General features: G+C 57.5%; 16 protein-coding genes. 11 read left to right on the top strand and 5 right to left on the bottom strand.

Features of this window, described 5'->3' with window-relative positions:
* The first annotated feature begins 57 nt into the window (after positions 1-57).
* The 4 genes from ACMGGH_RS05755 to ACMGGH_RS05740 all read left to right on the top strand — a co-directional run bounded on the left by ACMGGH_RS05755 (position 58) and on the right by ACMGGH_RS05740 (position 6071).
* Positions 58-1179 carry an efflux RND transporter periplasmic adaptor subunit gene (locus tag ACMGGH_RS05755; protein ID WP_045260816.1) on the top strand — a complete coding sequence of 374 codons (1122 nt, stop codon included), beginning with the start codon at positions 58-60 and terminating at the stop codon, positions 1177-1179.
* Positions 1179-4289: an efflux RND transporter permease subunit gene (locus ACMGGH_RS05750; RefSeq protein ID WP_232949016.1), complete on the top strand. Its 3111-nt coding sequence runs from the start codon at positions 1179-1181 to the stop codon at positions 4287-4289. Before ACMGGH_RS05755 ends, ACMGGH_RS05750 begins: the two co-directional genes overlap by 1 nt.
* On the top strand, positions 4289-5653 hold the full coding sequence (locus tag ACMGGH_RS05745) for an efflux transporter outer membrane subunit (RefSeq protein WP_232949015.1): 1365 nt from the start codon (positions 4289-4291) through the stop codon (positions 5651-5653). The genes ACMGGH_RS05750 and ACMGGH_RS05745 overlap by 1 nt, the downstream gene beginning before the upstream one ends.
* A 121-nt stretch (positions 5654-5774) precedes the next feature.
* Positions 5775-6071 (top strand): YicS family protein, encoded by a 297-nt coding sequence (locus tag ACMGGH_RS05740; RefSeq protein WP_028014983.1) that lies wholly within the window; start codon positions 5775-5777, stop codon positions 6069-6071.
* A 44-nt stretch (positions 6072-6115) separates the two neighbouring features.
* Here ACMGGH_RS05740 and ACMGGH_RS05735 read toward each other — a convergent pair whose 3' ends face one another.
* A complete protein-coding gene (locus tag ACMGGH_RS05735; protein ID WP_028014982.1) occupies positions 6116-7066 on the bottom strand; it encodes a LacI family DNA-binding transcriptional regulator in 951 nt (316 codons plus the stop codon).
* A 293-nt stretch (positions 7067-7359) separates the two neighbouring features.
* On the opposite strand from ACMGGH_RS05735, the gene ACMGGH_RS05730 reads away from it, so the two are divergent.
* From ACMGGH_RS05730 to ACMGGH_RS05705, 6 genes are all read left to right on the top strand, one after another.
* The gene (locus ACMGGH_RS05730) at positions 7360-7674 is read left to right on the top strand and encodes a PTS sugar transporter subunit IIB (RefSeq protein ID WP_014830072.1); all 315 of its coding nucleotides are present in this window, start codon (positions 7360-7362) and stop codon (positions 7672-7674) included.
* An 11-nt stretch (positions 7675-7685) separates the two neighbouring features.
* Complete coding sequence (locus ACMGGH_RS05725; protein ID WP_059357164.1) at positions 7686-9011, top strand: PTS sugar transporter subunit IIC; 1326 nt, start codon at positions 7686-7688, stop codon at positions 9009-9011.
* 23 nt (positions 9012-9034) lie between these two features.
* Complete coding sequence (locus tag ACMGGH_RS05720; protein ID WP_232949014.1) at positions 9035-10411, top strand: glycoside hydrolase family 1 protein; 1377 nt, start codon at positions 9035-9037, stop codon at positions 10409-10411.
* A 5-nt stretch (positions 10412-10416) separates the two neighbouring features.
* Positions 10417-10719, top strand: coding sequence for a PTS lactose/cellobiose transporter subunit IIA (locus tag ACMGGH_RS05715; protein WP_029741865.1), 303 nt, complete (start codon positions 10417-10419; stop codon positions 10717-10719).
* A 138-nt stretch (positions 10720-10857) separates the two neighbouring features.
* Positions 10858-12237 (top strand): carbohydrate porin, encoded by a 1380-nt coding sequence (locus tag ACMGGH_RS05710; RefSeq protein ID WP_045260820.1) that lies wholly within the window; start codon positions 10858-10860, stop codon positions 12235-12237.
* Positions 12238-12353: 116 nt separating this feature from the next.
* On the top strand, positions 12354-13259 hold the full coding sequence (locus tag ACMGGH_RS05705; protein ID WP_045260821.1) for an EamA family transporter: 906 nt from the start codon (positions 12354-12356) through the stop codon (positions 13257-13259).
* A gap of 48 nt (positions 13260-13307) precedes the next feature.
* Here the strand turns inward: ACMGGH_RS05705 and nepI are convergent, their stop codons facing one another.
* Positions 13308-14498, bottom strand: coding sequence for a purine ribonucleoside efflux pump NepI (gene nepI / locus ACMGGH_RS05700; protein ID WP_045260822.1), 1191 nt, complete (start codon positions 14496-14498; stop codon positions 13308-13310).
* Positions 14499-14705: 207 nt separating this feature from the next.
* On the opposite strand from nepI, the gene ACMGGH_RS05695 reads away from it, so the two are divergent.
* Complete coding sequence (locus ACMGGH_RS05695) at positions 14706-15704, top strand: aldo/keto reductase (protein ID WP_049000259.1); 999 nt, start codon at positions 14706-14708, stop codon at positions 15702-15704.
* Positions 15705-15766: 62 nt separating this feature from the next.
* Here the strand turns inward: ACMGGH_RS05695 and ACMGGH_RS05690 are convergent, their stop codons facing one another.
* The 3 genes from ACMGGH_RS05690 to ACMGGH_RS05680 are packed head-to-tail and all read right to left on the bottom strand — an operon-like array spanning position 15767 to position 18559.
* Entirely contained in the window at positions 15767-16942 is a 1176-nt protein-coding gene (locus ACMGGH_RS05690) for an acetyl-CoA C-acetyltransferase (RefSeq protein ID WP_028014974.1), read from the bottom strand.
* Positions 16939-17352 (bottom strand): carboxymuconolactone decarboxylase family protein, encoded by a 414-nt coding sequence (locus tag ACMGGH_RS05685; RefSeq protein WP_028014973.1) that lies wholly within the window; start codon positions 17350-17352, stop codon positions 16939-16941. The genes ACMGGH_RS05690 and ACMGGH_RS05685 overlap by 4 nt, the downstream gene beginning before the upstream one ends.
* Entirely contained in the window at positions 17339-18559 is a 1221-nt protein-coding gene (locus tag ACMGGH_RS05680) for an MFS transporter (protein ID WP_049137111.1), read from the bottom strand. Before ACMGGH_RS05680 ends, ACMGGH_RS05685 begins: the two co-directional genes overlap by 14 nt.
* Between the last annotated feature and the right edge of the window lie 13 nt (positions 18560-18572).

Raw genomic sequence — 18572 nt, 5'->3', positions numbered from 1 at the left:
CCCCCCTCCCTGTTGATCCTTTAACAGGGCAGGCATCGTTCACCCTGGAAAAAGATTATGAAAACCATAACAACCTCCATCGCGGCATTACTCCTCCTGACCGGGTGCGATAATGCGCAAACATCTGCTCCCCAGCATCCTCTTCCGGATGTGGGGATTGTCACCCTCATGAGCCAGCCGGTCTCCGTCGTCAGCGAACTCACGGGCCGCACCACCGCCGCCATGAGCGCCGAAGTGCGCCCGCAGGTGGGCGGCATTATTCAGAAGAGGTTGTTCACCGAAGGCGATACCGTGAAGGCCGGACAGGCGCTGTATCAAATTGACCCTTCCAGCTACCGCGCGGCGTTTGATGAAGCCGCCGCGGCGCTGAAACAGGCCCAGGCGCTGGTGCAGGCCGACTGCCAGAAAGCCCAGCGCTATGCGCAACTGGTGAAAGACGACGGCGTGTCGCGTCAGGACGCAGAAGACGCGAAGTCCACCTGCGCGCAGGACAAGGCCAGCGTTGAATCAAAGAAGGCCGCGCAGGAGAGCGCGCGCATTAACCTCAACTGGACCACCGTCACCGCGCCGATTGCCGGACGCATCGGCATCTCCTCCGTCACCCCCGGCGCGCTGGTCACCGCCCAGCAGGATACCGCGCTCGCCACCATTCGCGGGCTGGACAGCATGTACGTCGACTTAACCCGTTCCAGCGCCGATCTGCTACGATTGCGCAAGCAAACCCTTGCCACCAATAGCGATACGCTAAGCGTGTCGTTAATCCTCGAAGACGGCAGCACCTACAGCGAGAAAGGCCGCCTGGCGTTAACCGAAGTGGCGGTGGATGAATCAACCGGCTCGGTCACGCTGCGCGCCGTCTTCCCGAACCCGCAGCATCAGCTCCTGCCGGGCATGTTTGTCCGCGCCAGGGTGGATGAAGGCGTCATGAGCGACGCGATCCTCGCGCCGCAGCAGGGCATCACCCGTGACGCCAAAGGCACCGCCACCGCTCTGGTGGTCAATGCCAGCAACAAGGTCGAGCAGCGTCAGCTGGAAACGGGTGACACCTACGGCGACAAATGGCTGGTACTGAGCGGGCTGAAGGCGGGCGACAGGCTGATTGTGGAAGGTACTGACAAAGTCACCGCCGGGCAGGAAGTGAAGGCCGAAGAGATGAAAGCCAACGGAGGAAACGCCTGATGTTTTCCCGTTTCTTCGTGCGTCGCCCGGTCTTTGCCTGGGTTATCGCTATTCTTATCATGCTCGCCGGGATGCTGACCATCCGCACGCTGCCGGTCGCGCAGTACCCGGACGTTGCGCCGCCGTCGATCAAAATCTCCGCCACCTATACCGGTGCCTCCGCGCAGACGCTGGAAAACAGCGTAACGCAGGTGATCGAGCAGCAGCTGACCGGGCTGGATAACCTGCTCTACTTCACCTCCACCAGCAGCTCGGACGGATCGGTGAGCATTACCGTCACCTTCGAGCAGGGCACTGACCCGGACACCGCTCAGGTGCAGGTGCAGAACAAAGTCCAGCAGGCCGAATCGCGCCTGCCCACCGAGGTGCAGCAGTCCGGGATCACCGTCGAAAAATCCCAGAGCAACTTCCTGCTGATCATGGGCGTGTACGATAAAACCGACACCGCCAGCAGCTCGGATATTGCCGACTGGCTGGTGAGTAATATGCAGGATCCGCTGGCGCGCGTGGAAGGCGTCGGGAGCCTGCAGGTGTTCGGGGCGGAATACGCGATGCGCATCTGGCTCGATCCGGCGAAGCTGGCGTCCTACTCGCTGATGCCGTCCGACGTGCAGAGCGCGATTGAAGCGCAGAACGTGCAGGTCTCCGCCGGTAAAATCGGCGCGCTGCCCTCGTCGAACGCCCAGCAGCTGACCGCCACCGTCCGCGCCCAGTCGCGCCTGCAGACGGTGGATCAGTTTAAAAACATCATTGTGAAGAGCCAGTCCAACGGCGCGGTGGTGCGCATCAGCGATGTCGCCCGCGTGGAGATGGGCAGCGAAGATTATACCGCCACCGCGAAGCTCAACGGCCACCCGGCGGCGGGTATGGCAGTCATGCTTTCACCGGGTGCGAACGCGCTCAACACTGCGACGGCGGTGAAAGACAAGATTGCCGAGTTCAAAAAGTCGATGCCGGAAGGCTACGACGTGGCCTACCCGAAGGACAGCACCGAGTTCATCAAGATCTCCGTTGAGGACGTGATTCAGACCCTGTTCGAAGCCATTGTCCTCGTAGTGGTGGTGATGTACCTGTTCCTGCAAAACATCCGCGCGACGCTGATCCCCGCGTTGGCGGTACCTGTCGTTCTGCTGGGTACCTTCGGCGTGCTGGCGCTGTTCGGCTACTCCATCAATACCCTGACGCTGTTTGCGATGGTGCTGGCGATTGGGCTTTTGGTGGATGACGCTATCGTGGTGGTGGAAAACGTCGAGCGTATTATGCGCGACGAGGGGCTGCCCGCCCGGGAAGCCACCGAGAAATCGATGGGCGAAATCTCCGGCGCGCTGGTCGCCATTGCGCTGGTGCTCTCTGCGGTATTCCTGCCGATGGCCTTCTTCGGCGGCTCCACCGGGGTGATTTACCGTCAGTTCTCGGTCACCATTATTTCGGCGATGTTCCTCTCCGTGGTGGTGGCGCTGACCCTGACACCCGCGCTCTGCGGCTCGATTCTGAGCCACACGACGCCGCACAAAAAGGGCTTCTTCGGCGCGTTTAACCGCTTCTACAGCAGGACCGAGCGCGGTTATCAGAACAAGGTGCTGCGCGCTCTGCGCCGTTCCGGCGGCATGCTGGTCATCTACGCCCTGCTCTGCGGCGCGATGGGCTTCGCCATGCTTAAGCTGCCGGGAAGCTTCCTGCCGACGGAAGACCAGGGCGAAATCATGGTGCAGTACACCCTGCCAGCAGGCGCGACGACGGTACGTACCGCCGAAGTCAGCCGCCAGGTGCGCGAGTGGTTCCTCACCAAAGAGAAAGCCAACACCAACGTGATCTTCACCATTGAAGGCTTCAGCTTCAGCGGCAGTGGCCAGAACGCCGGGATGGCGTTTGTCTCCCTGAAGAACTGGTCAGAGCGTAAAGGCGATGCAAACACGGCTCAGGCCATCGCCCTGCGTGCCACGCAGGAACTGAGCACCATCCGCGATGCGACCATCTTTGCGATGACGCCGCCTGCGGTAGACGGCCTGGGCCAGAGCAACGGCTTTACTTTTGAGCTGATGGCCAGCGGCGGCACCGACCGCGATGCGCTGCTGAAACTGCGTAACCAGCTGATTGGCGAAGCCAACCAGGACAGCTCGCTGCACGCCGTGCGCGCCAACGATCTGCCGCAGATGCCGCAGCTTCAGGTGGATATCGACAACAACAAGGCCGTGTCGCTGGGGCTGTCCCTGAGCGACGTCACCGACACCCTCTCCAGCGCCTGGGGCGGCACCTACGTGAACGACTTTATCGATCGCGGCCGTGTGAAAAAGGTCTACATCCAGGGCGACAGCGACTATCGCGCCGTGCCGTCCGATCTCAACAAATGGTATGTGCGCGGCAGCGACAGCACCATGACCCCGTTCTCCGCCTTCGCCACCACGCGCTGGGAGTATGGCCCGGAAAGCCTGGTGCGCTACAACGGCTCGGCGGCGTATGAGATACAGGGCGAAAACGCCAGCGGCGCGAGCTCCGGCACGGCGATGAGCAAAATGGAGCAGCTGGCAAACAGCCTGCCATCCGGCAGCACCTGGGCGTGGAGCGGTTTGTCCTTACAGGAAAAACTGGCAAGCGGTCAGGCAATGAGCCTTTATGCCCTCTCGATCCTGGTCGTGTTCCTGTGCCTGGCGGCGCTGTATGAGAGCTGGTCGGTGCCGATTTCAGTCATCCTGGTGATCCCGCTAGGGGTGCTGGGTGCGGCGCTTGCCGCCTCCCTGCGCGGCCTGAGTAATGACGTCTACTTCCAGGTGGCGCTGCTCACCACCATCGGCCTGTCGTCGAAGAACGCCATCCTGATTGTCGAGTTTGCCGAAGCCAAAGTCGCAGAAGGTTACTCCCTGACGCGCGCCGCCCTGCGTGCCGCCCAGACGCGTCTGCGTCCCATCATCATGACGTCACTGGCGTTCATCGCCGGCGTGACGCCGCTGGCCGTTGCAACCGGTGCCGGTGCCAACAGCCGCGTGGCAATTGGTACCGGCATTATCGGCGGAACGCTGGCCGCGACGCTGCTGGCGATCTTCTTCGTCCCTTTATTCTTTGTACTGGTGAAACGTCTGTTCTCCGGTAAACACGCGAACCGGAGGTCATAATGTTTCGTGTCACTGTTTTAGCGTTAGCCCTGCTGAGCGCAGGGTGTGTGTCGTTAGACCCTACCTATCAACGCCCGGACGCTCCCGTCCCGGCGACCTTGCCCGGCGCGCACGGCGAAGCCACCGCCGTGGTGAGCCAGTGGCAGCAGGTGATGAACGACGCGAGGCTGAAAAGCGTGGTGTCGATGGCGCTGAACAGCAACCGCGACGTGCAAAAAGCGATCGCGGATATCGACGCCGCCCGCGCACAGTACGGTGAAACGCGCTCGTCCCTGTTTCCGACGGTGGACGCCGAGCTGAGCCACACCCGCAGCCGCACGCTGGCAAGCGGTGTTGCAACAAGCGACGAAGCCAACGGCGCGGTCTCCAGCTTCGAGCTGGATCTGTTTGGCCGCAACCAGAGCCTCTCCCGCGCCGCGCGTGAAACCTGGCTTGCCAGCGAGTTCACCGCGCAGAACACGCGCCTTACGATGGTTAGCGAGCTGACCACGGCCTGGGTGACGCTGGCGGCGGATAACAGCAACCTGGCGCTGGCGAAATCCACAATGGAGAGCGCGGCAAACTCGCTGAAGATTGTGAAGCGCCAGCAGGAAGTGGGCGTCGCGGCGGCTACGGACGTCAGTGAAGCGATGGCGGTTTACCAGCAGGCGCGCGCCAGCGTGGCGAGCTACCGGACGCAGGTAATGCAGGACAAAAACGCCCTCAATCTGCTGGCGGGCGATACGGTGCCGGAGAACCTGCTGCCCGGTACGCTGGAGAGCCTGAGCAACAACGCCATCACGCTTATCCCGGCGGGCGTCAGCTCCAGCGCGCTGCTGCGCCGCCCGGACATTCAGGAAGCGGAACATAACCTGCTGAGCGCCAACGCCAATATCGGCGCGGCGCGCGCCAACTTCTTCCCGACCATTTCACTGACCGCCAGCGCGGGCGTCGGCAGCGACTCGCTCTCCTCCCTGTTCAGCCACGGGATGAAGGTCTGGTCATTCGCGCCGTCCATCACACTGCCGCTGTTCAGCGGTGGCAACAATCTGGCGCAGCTGCGTTATGCAGAAGCCGAGAAAAAAGGGTTAATTGCGACCTACGAAAAAGCCATCCAGAGCGCGTTTAAAGACGTGGCCGACGCGCTGGCGCGCCGTGAAACGCTCAGCGAGCAGCTTGATGCCCAGCGAGAATACGTGGCGGCCGAGCAAAAAACGCTGGATGTGGCAACGTGCAGCTATAAGGCGGGCGCGGGGGATTATCTGACGGTACTGACCGCGCAGCGGTCGCTGTGGTCGGCGCAGGAATCGCTGATTGCGCTGCAGCAAACCGACCTGGAGAACCGCATCACGCTGTGGCAGTCGCTGGGCGGGGGGATCCAGTAACCTTATCGGTGGGCGATTCTCATGCGCAGAAAAGAGAAAATCATACTTTCGACTGGAATCGCTACACTGAATGTAACGATATATTTCATGGGAAGCCTGTGACGTCTAAAGGGGGTTGTTGATGAAAGCTGCGCACCTGGTCTGCCTGCTGGTTTGTCTGCTATTCGCCGCGTTTGTCCATGCTCAGGAAAAGGACGATCCGGCGAAAGAGGCGCAGATTAAGCAACAGGTCCTGAAAGATATTAAGAAAACCTGTACGCCACAGAAAAAGCAGAGCGATAAGGCCTGGCAGGAGATGATTTTGTCGTCCGAGGCCAATCAGCTGCTGATCAAAAACGCCATCACCGCCGTGAAGCGCGACAACCTGGACGCCTACTGGGCTGCGGTTGGTCAGGTGGATTGTCTGGAAGATTATTGAGTTCTCGCCGGGTGGCGCTGCGCTTACCCGGCCTGGAAAATGTTTTAACGCTTCCGCACGTCCGGAATGATGAGATCCCCGCGCAGAACATAGGACCCGAGCATCTGCGTTTTCTCCGTCAGCCAGCTTACGATACGCGCCGCCATGGCATCCATTGAATATTCAATCGCCGGGATCACCGGAATACCCGGCAGGTGCAGCGATCCGGCCAGGCTAAAGACCATAATGTCGTCCGGTACGGATTTATTAAACGCCTGCAGCTGCGGGATCACCCGCTGGGCTTCCTGCTCGTCCGCCACCAGCAGCGCGTTGAAGTTCAGCGTGGACGCGTTGTTGAGTAATTCCTGAAGCGCAACGGACGAGGAGGTCGCGTCCATAAAGACGAGGTTGCGATTAAAGGGCAGGAAATTTTTCTCCAGCGCGTGCTTATAGCCAAGCAGCACCTGGTCGGCAAACCCGCTGCCGTGCGGGTGGATCAGCGCAATCTGGCGACGCCCCTGGCTGGTCAGATAGTTACAGGCGGTTTCGGCGGCAAAGGCGTGATCGAACTGAATGCTGTTGGAGTTATCAGCCTCCATGCAGTCCACCAGAATGACGTTTTCCATATCCACGTCCAGCGGGAAACGGGCGCCAATCACCAGAATGTCGTCACACAGGCCGCAGGAGAGTTCTTCAAGAGCATTCATCACTTCCGCTTTGCTATGGGCGAAGCGCAGCAGCAGGTGTTTTTGATGCTGGCTGAGCTGTTTTTCCAGCGCGTAAAGATAACCGGTGGTCTGGTTAATGTTTTCCTGCGCGCAAATCACCCCAATGCAGCCCGTCGACTGGCTCAGCAGCGACTGGGCAATCACGTTAGGCCGGTAGTTCAGCTCATCCACCGCCTTCAGCACGGCCTGACGGCTGGCTTCCTTAACGCCACGTGACCCACTCAACACTCGCGATACCGTGGCTTTAGACACCCCGGCCAGACGTGATACATCATTGATTGTCGACATCTCTTTCCCCTGGCAGGCTAACCTCGCGCCTGCAAATTCCATAACCGCTACGGCTCACATTATAGCCAGAACGGAGTATATCCGTTTCCGTTTTTCATGGAAACCGATTTTCCGTTTCCACTCAAAATGATGTCAAAACAGCCAAATTATGTGACCCACATCCGGTTAATTAGCCTCATAATCATTGGATCTTGATGGTTATCACAGTTCTGCTTTTTATAAATGGAAACCGGTTTCCGTATCATGTCCAATCATCCTCGCAATAACTATTTACATTTAGAGGATGGTTGTCGATGTTCAAGATTATGCTGTGTTGCTCTGCCGGGATGTCCACCAGCCTGCTGGTCAGCAAAATGGTCGATGTCGCGAAAGAACGTGGTTTGCCGGTGAAGATTGATGCGTACGGTGTTTCCGAATTTGATACGCAGTTTCCGCAATACCAGGTGGTACTTCTCGGACCGCAAGTGAAATACATGTTACAGACACTCTCAGACAAGGCGGCTACGAAAGGCATTCCGGTGCAGCCCATCGACATGATGGACTACGGCATGCAGCGTGGCGATAAAGTACTGGACTATGCTCTGTCGCTCATCGAAGCGGCACACTAAAAGGTGTTCACATGAGTTCGTTATATCAATCCATGGTCGCGGTGATTGAGAAGTCAATTACCCCGCTGGCCGCAAAGCTGGGTCAGCAAAAGTATGTGATTGCCATCCGCGACGGCTTTACCGCCGCGCTACCGTTTATGATCATCGGCTCGTTTATGCTGGTGTTCATTTTCCCGCCGTTCTCGGCGGATACCACCAACAGCTTCGCCCGCGGCTGGCTGGATTTCTCCCAGACCTACCGCGAGCAGCTAATGCTGCCGTTTAACCTCAGCATGGGCGTGATGACCTTCTTCATTTCGGTGGGGATTGGGGCGAGCCTGGGGCGTCAGTTTAACCTCGACCCAGTGATGTCCGGCCTGCTGGCCTTTATGGCCTTCCTGCTGGTCGCCGCGCCGTATGCCGACGGTAAAATCTCGACCCAGTATCTCTCCGGTCAGGGCATCTTTACCGCGCTTATCACCGCGATTTACGCCACCCGCGTCTATGCGTGGCTGAAGCAGAACAACGTGACCATCCGCCTGCCGAAGGAAGTGCCCACCGGCGTGGCGCGTTCGTTTGAGATCCTGATCCCGGTGATGGTGGTGATCGGTACGCTGCACCCGCTGAACCTGTTCATTGAAGCGCAGACCGGAATGATCATCCCGCAGGCGATCATGCACCTGCTGGAGCCGCTGGTATCCGCATCCGACTCGCTGCCCGCGATACTGCTCTCCGTGCTGCTGTGCCAGATCTTCTGGTTTGCCGGTATTCACGGCTCGCTGATTGTCACCGGCATCATGAACCCATTCTGGATGGCGAACCTCTCCGCAAACCAGGCGGCGCTCGCCGCAGGCGCGGCGCTGCCGCACGTTTACCTGCAGGGCTTCTGGGATCACTACCTGCTGATTGGCGGCGTAGGCTCCACGCTGCCGCTGGCGTTCCTGCTGCTGCGCAGCCGCGCCACGCACCTGCGCACCATCGGCAAAATGGGCATAGTGCCGAGCTTCTTTAACATCAATGAGCCGATTCTGTTCGGCGCGCCGATCATCATGAACCCGATGCTGTTTATCCCGTTCGTGTTTGTTCCGCTGGTCAATGCCTGCCTGGCGTACGGCGCAACGAAGCTCGGCTGGCTGGCTCAGGTGGTGTCATTAACCCCGTGGACCACCCCCGCCCCGATTGGTGCCTCATGGGCGGCAAACTGGGCGCTCAGTCCGGTGATAATGTGCCTGGTCTGTATGGTGATGTCCGCGCTGATGTACCTTCCGTTCCTGCGCGCCTATGAGCGTACGCTGATGAAAAACGAAGAGCAGAAGGCCCAGGCAACCGTCGGTACCGCTGAAGCCGCAAGCAATTAAGTCAAAGTCAAAGAGGAAAGGACATGAAATACGCATTTCCCGATAACTTCTGGTGGGGCAGCGCAAGCTCCGCTCTCCAGACCGAAGGGGCAAGAGAGGGGGAAACCACATGGGATTACTGGTTTGCCCGCGAGCCGAACCGTTTTCACAACGGCGTGGGGCCGCAGCAGACCTCCACGTTTTATCAAAACTGGAAAACGGACATTCAGCTGTTAAAGCAGCTGAACCACAACAGCTTTCGTACCTCGATTAGCTGGGCGCGCCTGATCCCCGACGGTATCGGTGAAGTGAACCCGGAAGCGGTCGATTTTTATAATCAGGTCATTGATGAGCTGAATGAACAGGGCATAACGCCGTTTATCACCCTGTTCCATTTCGACATGCCGATGGCGATGCAGGAGATCGGCGGCTGGGAAAACCGTGACGTGGTGGACGCTTACGCCCGCTATGCGCAGATCTGCTTCGAGCTGTTTGGCGACCGCGTACTGCACTGGTTTACCTTCAACGAGCCGATCGTGCCGGTGGAAGGCGGTTATCTGTACGACTTCCACTATCCGAACGTGGTGGATTTCCGCCGGGCGGCCACCGTGGCGTATCACACCGTGTTGGCCCACGCGAAGGCCGTTCAGGCTTACCGCGCCGGGCATTACGCGGGGGAGATCGGCATCGTGCTGAACCTGACGCCGTCGTACCCGCGTTCGCAGAACCCAGCGGACGTGAAGGCGGCGCACATCGCGGACCTGATGTTTAACCGCAGCTTCCTTGACCCGGTCCTGCGCGGCGAATACCCGGCGGATCTGGTGGCGCTGTTGAAATCTTACGACCAGCTGCCCGCCTGCAAGCCGGAAGACGGCTTCCTGATTGCGGAAGGAAAAATCGACCTGCTCGGCGTGAACTACTATCAGCCGCGTCGCGTGAAGTGTCGCGACAGCGCGGTGAACCCGCAGGCGCCGTTTATGCCGGAGTGGTTCTTTGATAGCTACGAGATGCCGGGCCGTAAGATGAACCCGTACCGCGGCTGGGAAATTTACGAGCCGGGAATTTACGATATTCTGGTCAACCTGCGCGACAATTACGGCAACCCTCGCTGCTTTATTTCTGAAAACGGCATGGGCGTCGAAAATGAACAGCGCTTTATTGAAAATGGCCAGATTAACGATCAATACCGCATCGAGTTTATTTCTGAGCATTTAACGTGGCTGCACAAAGGTATTAGCGAAGGGTGCAATTGTCTTGGCTATCATATGTGGACGTTTATTGATAACTGGTCGTGGTGTAATGCCTATAAAAATCGCTACGGATTTATCCAGCTTGATTTAGAGACGCAGCAGCGCACCATTAAGAAAAGCGGAGAGTGGTTTGCCGCCACCGCCTTAAATAATAGTTTTGAAAAAGAGTAATAATGATGATCGCACTAGAAGAAGCCGTAATGGAAATTATCGTCAACGCCGGACAGTCCCGCAGCCTGTGCTTTGAAGCGCTGCACGCGGCGCGTCAGGGCAACATCGACGAAGCCAAAAGCCTGCTGCGCGAAGCCGACGGCTACGCGCGCCAGGCGCACAAGATGCAGACCAAACTGATCGAGCAGGATGCGGGCGAAGGCCGCCAGCCGATGACGTTAATCATGGTGCACGCGCAGGATCATTTAATGAATTCCTTATTAGCGCGTGAATTGTCTGAAGAAATTATTCATTTATATCAGAGATAGTCTATGGCGAAATAAAATTAATGTAATACCTCTGTACCCTAAATAGAGATCCACTTGTTCTGATGATAGCGACATACTCTGTCAGATCGGAGCGGGATGGTTATTGTCTGAATAAAATTAAACTATATTGAGATAACCATGAATACGATTAAAAAACTTCCATTAACCATGGCGGTTATCGCCGCGCTTTGCCCAATTTCCGTACTCGCACAAGAATTTACCCAGGAGCAAATCGACGCCATTGTGGCGAAAGCGGTAGATAAAGCTCTGGCCGAGCGTCAGGCCAAAATGGATGCGGCGGTTGCGAAAAAAGCGGACGTGGTAACCGAGCCGCAAAGCGCGGCGCAATCCCCGGATATGGCGATCCCGTTCGGCATTAAATTTACCGGCTACGCCCGCTACGGCGCGCACTTCCAGGCCGCCGATCAGAAATACGTGGCGGTGGACGGCTCCTACAACGGCGCGTCCGCGATTGGTCGTCTGGGTAACGAAGGTAACGGCGGGGAATTCCAGCTCTCCAAGGCCTTCAAAGGGGACAACGGCGCCATCTGGGACATCAACGTGATGATCGACCACTGGGGCGACGAGGTTAACCTGAAAAAAGCCTACGCGGGGGTGACCAACATTATGGCCTCCAACCCAAATGCCTACTTCTGGGCTGGTCGTGACTTCCACCAGCGTCCGCAACAGGGCATCAACGATTACTTCTGGATGAACCACGACGGCCAGGGCGCCGGGGTGAAGAACTTTGACATCGGCGGCGTGCAGTTTGACGTGGCTGCCGTGGCGGCAGTCGAATCCTGCAGTCCGGAAGTGATGGAAGATGAAGCGAACCCGTCGCGCATCACCTGTACCGGCGGCTCCGGCACGGGCGACAAGGGCAACTACGCCGCGACCTCCAAAATCCACGGCATGAAGCTCGGCCCCATCGACATGGAGCTGTACGCCAACTACGGCTTTGATTCGAAAGCGGTTGAAAGCGACGAACGCCTGAACGCCTGGCAGGGCGGCGTGGTGCTGAGCCACACCAACGACAGCGGCGTGAACAAGGTGATCGCCCGCTACTCCGATAATTCGGATAACAGCGTGTTCAACAAAACCGAAGATCTGACCACGGTCTACGCCAGCTTCGAAGGGCTGTATAAATTCACCCAGGCCACGCAGGTGGAGTACATCCTCGCCTTCCACGACTACGACAATAGCCGCGATAAGACCGACAACCGTAAGAACTACAACGCCATCGTGCGTCCGATGCACTGGTGGAACGACGTTCACTCCACCTGGCTGGAAGCAGGCTGGCAGCACGTCGATTACGACAACGGCGGCGATAATAAGGGCTGGAAGCTGACCCTGTCGCAGAACATGTCTATCGCCATGGGGCCGGAGTTCCGTCCGATGCTGCGCTTCTACGTCACCGGCGGCAAAGTGGATAATGAACGCACCGCGCGCGTGAACAATACCAAAGACGAGACGCTCGACGACTTCAACGTCGGCGCGATGTGGGAGGCGTGGTTCTAAGGTCAACAACATGCCGGGTGGCGCTACGCTTACCCGGCCTACGGGGGGAGGGCATCAGGCCGCACACAACCATGCTATGCTGTTGGCCAATTAACGACAACATAGCAGGGGAGAAAATGGGTTCCACACGTAAAGGGATGCTGAACGTCCTGATCGCCGCCGTTTTATGGGGCAGTTCCGGAGTTTGCGCGCAGTACATCATGGAGAAAAGCCACATTTCTTCGCCTTACCTGACCATGGTTCGCCTGCTGTTTACCGGCGTGATCCTGCTGACGCTCTCCTTCGTTCACGGCGACAAGATTTTCTCGGTCATCAAACATCGCAAAGACGCCCTCAGCCTGCTGTTTTTCTCGCTGGTCGGCGCGCTCACCGTGCAGCTCACCTTCCTGCTGACGATTGAAAAATCCAACGCCGCTACGGCGACCGTGCTCCAGTTCCTGTCGCCGACCATCATTGTGGCGTGGTTCGCCCTGGCGCGGAAAACGCGTCCCGGCGTGTTTGTCCTGTCAGCGATTTTTACGTCGTTGATCGGTACCTTCCTGCTGGTGACCCACGGCGACCCAACCTCGCTCTCCATCTCCCCTGCCGCGCTGTTCTTCGGCATCGCCTCGGCGTTTGCCGCCGCGTTTTACACCACCTATCCGTCAGCGCTGATTGCCCGCTACGGCACGCTGCCGATTGTCGGCTGGAGCATGTTGATTGCCGGGTTAATGCTGACGCCGTTCTACGCCGGGCGCGGCACCACTTTCGTGATTGACGGCGGCCTGCTGCTGGCGTTTTTCTACCTGGTGGTGATCGGCACGGCGCTGACGTTCAGCCTGTACCTGAAGGGCGCGCAGATGATCGGCGGGCCGAAGGCGAGCATTCTGAGCTGCGCCGAGCCGCTGAGCAGCGCGCTACTGTCGGTGGTGTTACTGGGCGTGGCGTTTACGCTGCCGGACTGGCTGGGGACACTGCTGATCGTGTCGTCGGTGGTGCTGATTTCGATGGATTCGCGTAGAAGGGTTAAGGCATCGGCGTAGCCTGATGCCCTCACCCCAACCCTCTCCCACGGGAGAGGGAGAAAAACACTACTTCGCCTTAACCTTCCCCGCCACCAGCAGCGCGGTCAGCAGCATCAGCGTGCCGGAGATCACCAGCGGTGACGTCAGCCCCAGATGGTCGAGCGCCACGCCGCCAATGGCCGCACCGCAGGTGTTCGCCAGCTGGATCACCGCCACCTGAATCGACCCGGCTTTTTCCGCCTGATCGGCAAGCGTTCGGGTGATCCACGTCGACCAGCCCACCGGTACCAGCGCAAAGGCAAAGCCCCAGATAATCGCAATCGCCGAGGCAACCCATTTGTCGCTACCCCACAGAATCAGCACCGTGGCACTCACCGCCAGCAGCAACGGCGCACCCGCCAACGCCACCTTCAGGGAGCGCTTCAGGAACTGGGACGACAGCGACGTGCCGATAAAGCTGGCGATACCGAAGCTCAGCAGCACCAGCGTCAGGCCGTCCACGTCAAAGCCCGCCATGGTCATAAACACCGGACGGATGTAGGTGAAAAAGGCAAACTGCCCGGCAAAGGCCATAAAGATGGCGGTCATCCCCGCCAGCACGCCCGGACGCTTGAGCAGCGCGAACATGTTCTGTTTGTGGTGCGCCGCTTCGCCCGGCAGGGACGGCAGCGCCTTCCACACCCAGATAATGCAGAGCACACCCATCACTGCCGCCGCGTTAAAGACGTTACGCCAGCCGATAATCCCACCAAGGAAGCTGCCCAGCGGCGCGGCAATCACCAGCGCAATAGAGACCGCGCCGAAGATAACGGACAGCGCTTTTGGCACGGTGCGCGCGGGCACCAGGCGCATGGTCAGCGAGGCCGACATCGCCCAGAAGCCGCCTAATCCCAGCCCCAAACAGGCGCGACCAAGCAGCAGCAGGGTGAAGCTTTCCGCGAAAGAGACCAGCAGGCAGGAGAGCGTCAGCAGCACGCTGAACAGAATGACCACTTTGCGGCGATCAATCGCGCCAATCACCTGAGTGATAAACAGGCTGGCGAACATCGCCACAAAGGCGGTGACGGTAACGGACTGCCCCGCCACGCCTTCGGAAATGCCCAGATCCTGCGCCATCGGCGTCAGCAGGCTCACCGGCAGAAACTCAACGGTAATCAGGCAGGCGACGCAGAACGCCACGGAGAAAACCGCCGACCAGTTGGGGCGCGACACCTCTTTGGTCTGCGGTCTGGTCGAGGGCTGGATATGTTCTGTCATGGCGTCACCTGAAGATAAAAACGTGCGGAAAAGTCGCGCAGTTTATCATCAAAAGTGTGACGAATTTAACGTTTAGACAACTTTTGTCGTTTTTAATGATTCGGAAGGCAGATCGGCGGTGACTGATACCTTTTCAGCATAACGAAAATGAAAATTCAGTAACCACAATTGAGGTGAAACAATCATAGCGTCTGAAAAGGAGAAACTATGAAAACACGTACTTTATCTCAAAATCTTACCGTCAGTGCCGTCGGCTACGGTGCCATGGGTCTGAGTGAATTTTATGGCCAGACTGATGACAAAGGTTCACTGCAGGTATTGCATAACCTCATCGATCTGAACGTGACGTTTATTGATACCGCAAATTTATATGGCCGTGGCCATAATGAAAGGCTAATCGGTCACTTTCTTGCCGGGCTGGATAAAAACACGCGCGACCAGTTCAAAATTGCCACGAAGTGCGGCATCGATCGCTCTCCTGACGAGTCCTACGCCCGCACCATCAACAATACGCCGGACTATATCATCCGCTGCTGTAACGAATCCCTTAAGCGGCTTGGCGTGGAGCGAATCGACCTCTTTTATCTTCACAGAGTGAGTAACGCAACCCCGATCGAAGAGAGTATGGATTGTCTGCGCACCCTTGTTAAAGAGGGCAAGATCAACCACATCGGCCTTTGCGAAGTGTCGGCTTCAACGCTGCAACGGGCTCATGCGGTGCATCCGGTCACCGCATTGCAAACAGAATATTCTCTGTGGACACGAGACATCGAGGAAAACATTTTGCCGGTCGTGAAAGCGCTAGGTATCGGCCTGGTGCCCTACTCACCTCTTGGCAGAGGCTTCCTGACGGGAAAATACCTGAACAACAACGATTTTGCAGAAGGTGATTTCCGCAAGAATAACGAACGATTTGTTCAGTCCAGCCTCGATCATAATCGCCAGTTGCTCGATATCATTACCCCGCTGGCGGCAAAATACGGCTGTACCGCAGGTCAGATTGCGCTTGCCTGGCTGTTAGCACAATACGATCGGCTGGTTCCCATTCCGGGTACTAAGCACGTTAGCTATCTGGCCGAGAACGCGCGCGCTGCCGATATTGTGCTTGAGAAGAGCGATATCGAATCGTTGAACAACCTTCATCGCCGGGTAGCGATTAAAGGCGATCGTTATTCTGCCGAGGGTATGAAGGGCGTGAATGCCTGATACAGCATCTTGAAAATAAAAAACCGGGTTTCCCCGGTTTTTTTATATCCACAGATACGCCGTTAGCGATAAACGCTCAACGCGACGCCTTCCCCGCCGCCAACGCACAGTGCGGCAACGCCACGCCTGGCATCATTACGGATCAGGGAATGAACCAGCGTCACCAAAATTCGGCAGCCGGATGCACCTATCGCATGCCCAAGCGCGATTGCCCCGCCGTATGGATTGATACGATCCGGGGAAATCCCGGCCCGCTGAATCACGGCCAGCGCCTGGGCGGCAAACGCTTCGTTGGATTCGAGATGATCGACATCCTCAGGCTTCCATCCCGAGCGGGAAAGACAGTCGGCAATGGCCTGAATCGGGGCTGCACCCATTAATGCCGGCTGGATACCGGAATTGGAAAATACGCCCAGCGATGCCAGAACCGGCAAACCACGTGCTTCGGCAGTCTCACGCGTACAAAGCAGGACCGCCGCGGCACCGTCATTCAACGATGAAGCATTTCCCGCCGTCACCGTACCCTCTTTTCGGAAGACAGGCTTCAGTTTCGTCAATTTTTCGATACTGGTTGCACGGGGTCCTTCATCCCTCTCCACGCTGATCGTTTCACCTTTTCGCGTCTGCCACTCAACCGGGACAATTTCACGCTCAAAAATGCCACGCGCCTGCGCTTCAAGCGCATTGTGGTGAGAGACAAGGGCATATTCATCCTGCATTTCGCGGCTGATACCAAACTCCGTCGCAACATTCTCTGCAGTGATACCCATGTGATAATCGTTGAAAGCATCCCAGAGCCCGTCAGAAACCAGGCTATCTTTGAGAGTAATATCACCCAGCCGCGTTCCGCTACGCGACGTCGTGGCGATATGCGGCGCGTTGGACATGCTCTCCTGACCACCGGCGATAACAAACTCAGCCTCACCCGTCTGCAGCGCCTGCATGCCAAGATGGACCGCCTTAAGCCCGGACCCGCACACTTTGTTTACCGTCAGACATTGCGTATCTACGGGCAATCCAGCATTCAGTGCCGACTGTCGGGCCGGGTTCTGGCCGCACCCCGCAGTAAGAACCTGTCCCATAATGACCTGAGAGATATCACTGGCTTCTACGCCAGATTCTTTCAAAAGCGCCTGAATGACGCGGCTTCCCAGGTCAGAGGCTGAATGCTCCGCAAGCGCGCCCTGAAATGCGCCCGTCGCCGTGCGGCGGGCTGCAATAATAACAATCTCGCTCATGCGTCACTTCCCTTCAGTCCTGGCAAAGTATGGCCCGTCGCGGCCATTGCCGCGCGGTATGCAGTAAGACCATTCATGCAGGCGGGAACGCCAGCATATACCGCCATCTGTATCACAATTTCAAGCAGCTCTTCCGGCGTGACGCCGGTATTCAGCGCGCCTCGCATATGCAGTTCTAGCTGCGGCATGGCATTACCCAGCGTCACAAGCGAGGCGACGGTCAACATTTCGCGCGTTTTGAGATCCAGTCCCGGACGACCCACCACATCCCCAAACGCATAGTCGGTAATCAGGGCGGGCAGCCCCGGGTCCAGCTCGCTCAGGCGGCGGGTGACTTTATCCGCGAGCCCCGCTTCAAGACGGTCCATAATCTCTCTGCCATAGCGCGTGCGGTCATTAATTTGACTCATAAGATTTCTCCATACGGGATTGTTTTGCGGTCAACGTTGCCGGAATAACCGCGACAAGCAGAACGGACAGACCGATGGCCGTACCGGCGACGATATACAGGAGCGGCATTGAAAATGATGAAACCATCCAGGCACCGACTGACGCACCGATACCAATGGCGGTATTGAAAAATGAAACGTAGATTGCGGAGGCCGGGAAGGCTTTATCCTCTGCCATACGTAAAACCCACGTCTGGAAACCGACAAATATTCCTGATACGGCGACACCCCAGACAACCATACTGGTAAATATCAACGCAGCAGAGAGCGAGGAACCAGACAGGCCCAGGAACAGCAGCACTGCACAGATCAGCAGTACAGACAAAGAGACCGTCAGCTTGAGATACTTATCAATCAACACGCCGGTCAGGAAATTACCTGCCAGACCCGCGATGCCATAAACAAAAAGCACAGCAGGAATAATGGTGGTGGACAGTAAACTCTGCGTGTGTAGCCAGGGCTCAATGTACGTAAAGGCAGCAAAGTGAGCCGTCACAGCCAGCAAGGTTGCTGAGTAAATTTTCCATAATGTTGACGATTTCAGCACGCCTTTAAGCGCATCCAGCCCGAGCGCGCTTTTGCTGGTAATCCTGGGAACAAGAACGCTAATACCCACAAAGGCAATTACGCTCAGCGCGGCCATCAGCCAAAATGCCTGCCGCCAGCCGAAGTGAATACCAATATAGTTGGATACCGGTACGCCAAAAACGCTTGCTGCGGAAACACCACCAAATACGATTGACGTCGCCGCCCCTATATATCTGGCAGGGACCATAGCCACCGCCGTTGCGCCGATCATCGCCCAGAATGCGCCGTGAGCGAGCGCTCCCAGTACGCGGGCGCTAAGCAGCATGCTATAGACGTTTACCGTCGCAGCCATAACGTTAGAGACCAAAAGTACCACGGTGAGCACAAGTAAAAGCCGCTTCCTGGACACATTCCCTAAAAAGACGGAGGCAAACAGCGCACTCAACGCCCCCACCCAGGCATAAAGCGACACGGTCATGCCCACCGCAGATTCCGAAGACTGTAGCCCCTCTGCGATTGGCGTTAATAATCCGACTGGCGCCAGTTCGGTGGTAACAATAGTAAAGGTTGAAATAGCCAGAATGAATAAAGCAAGCCATGACCTTAACGTCATATTCTGCGGAGTGAGTTCTGAAGTCATACTACTTACCTCA

The sequence above is a fragment of the Enterobacter sp. BNK-16 genome, assembly GCF_048684955.1.
Classification (GTDB): Bacteria; Pseudomonadota; Gammaproteobacteria; order Enterobacterales; family Enterobacteriaceae; genus Enterobacter; species Enterobacter bugandensis.
Note: the sequence above shows the minus strand (reverse complement) of the source record. Positions and strands in the feature narration are given on the sequence as shown.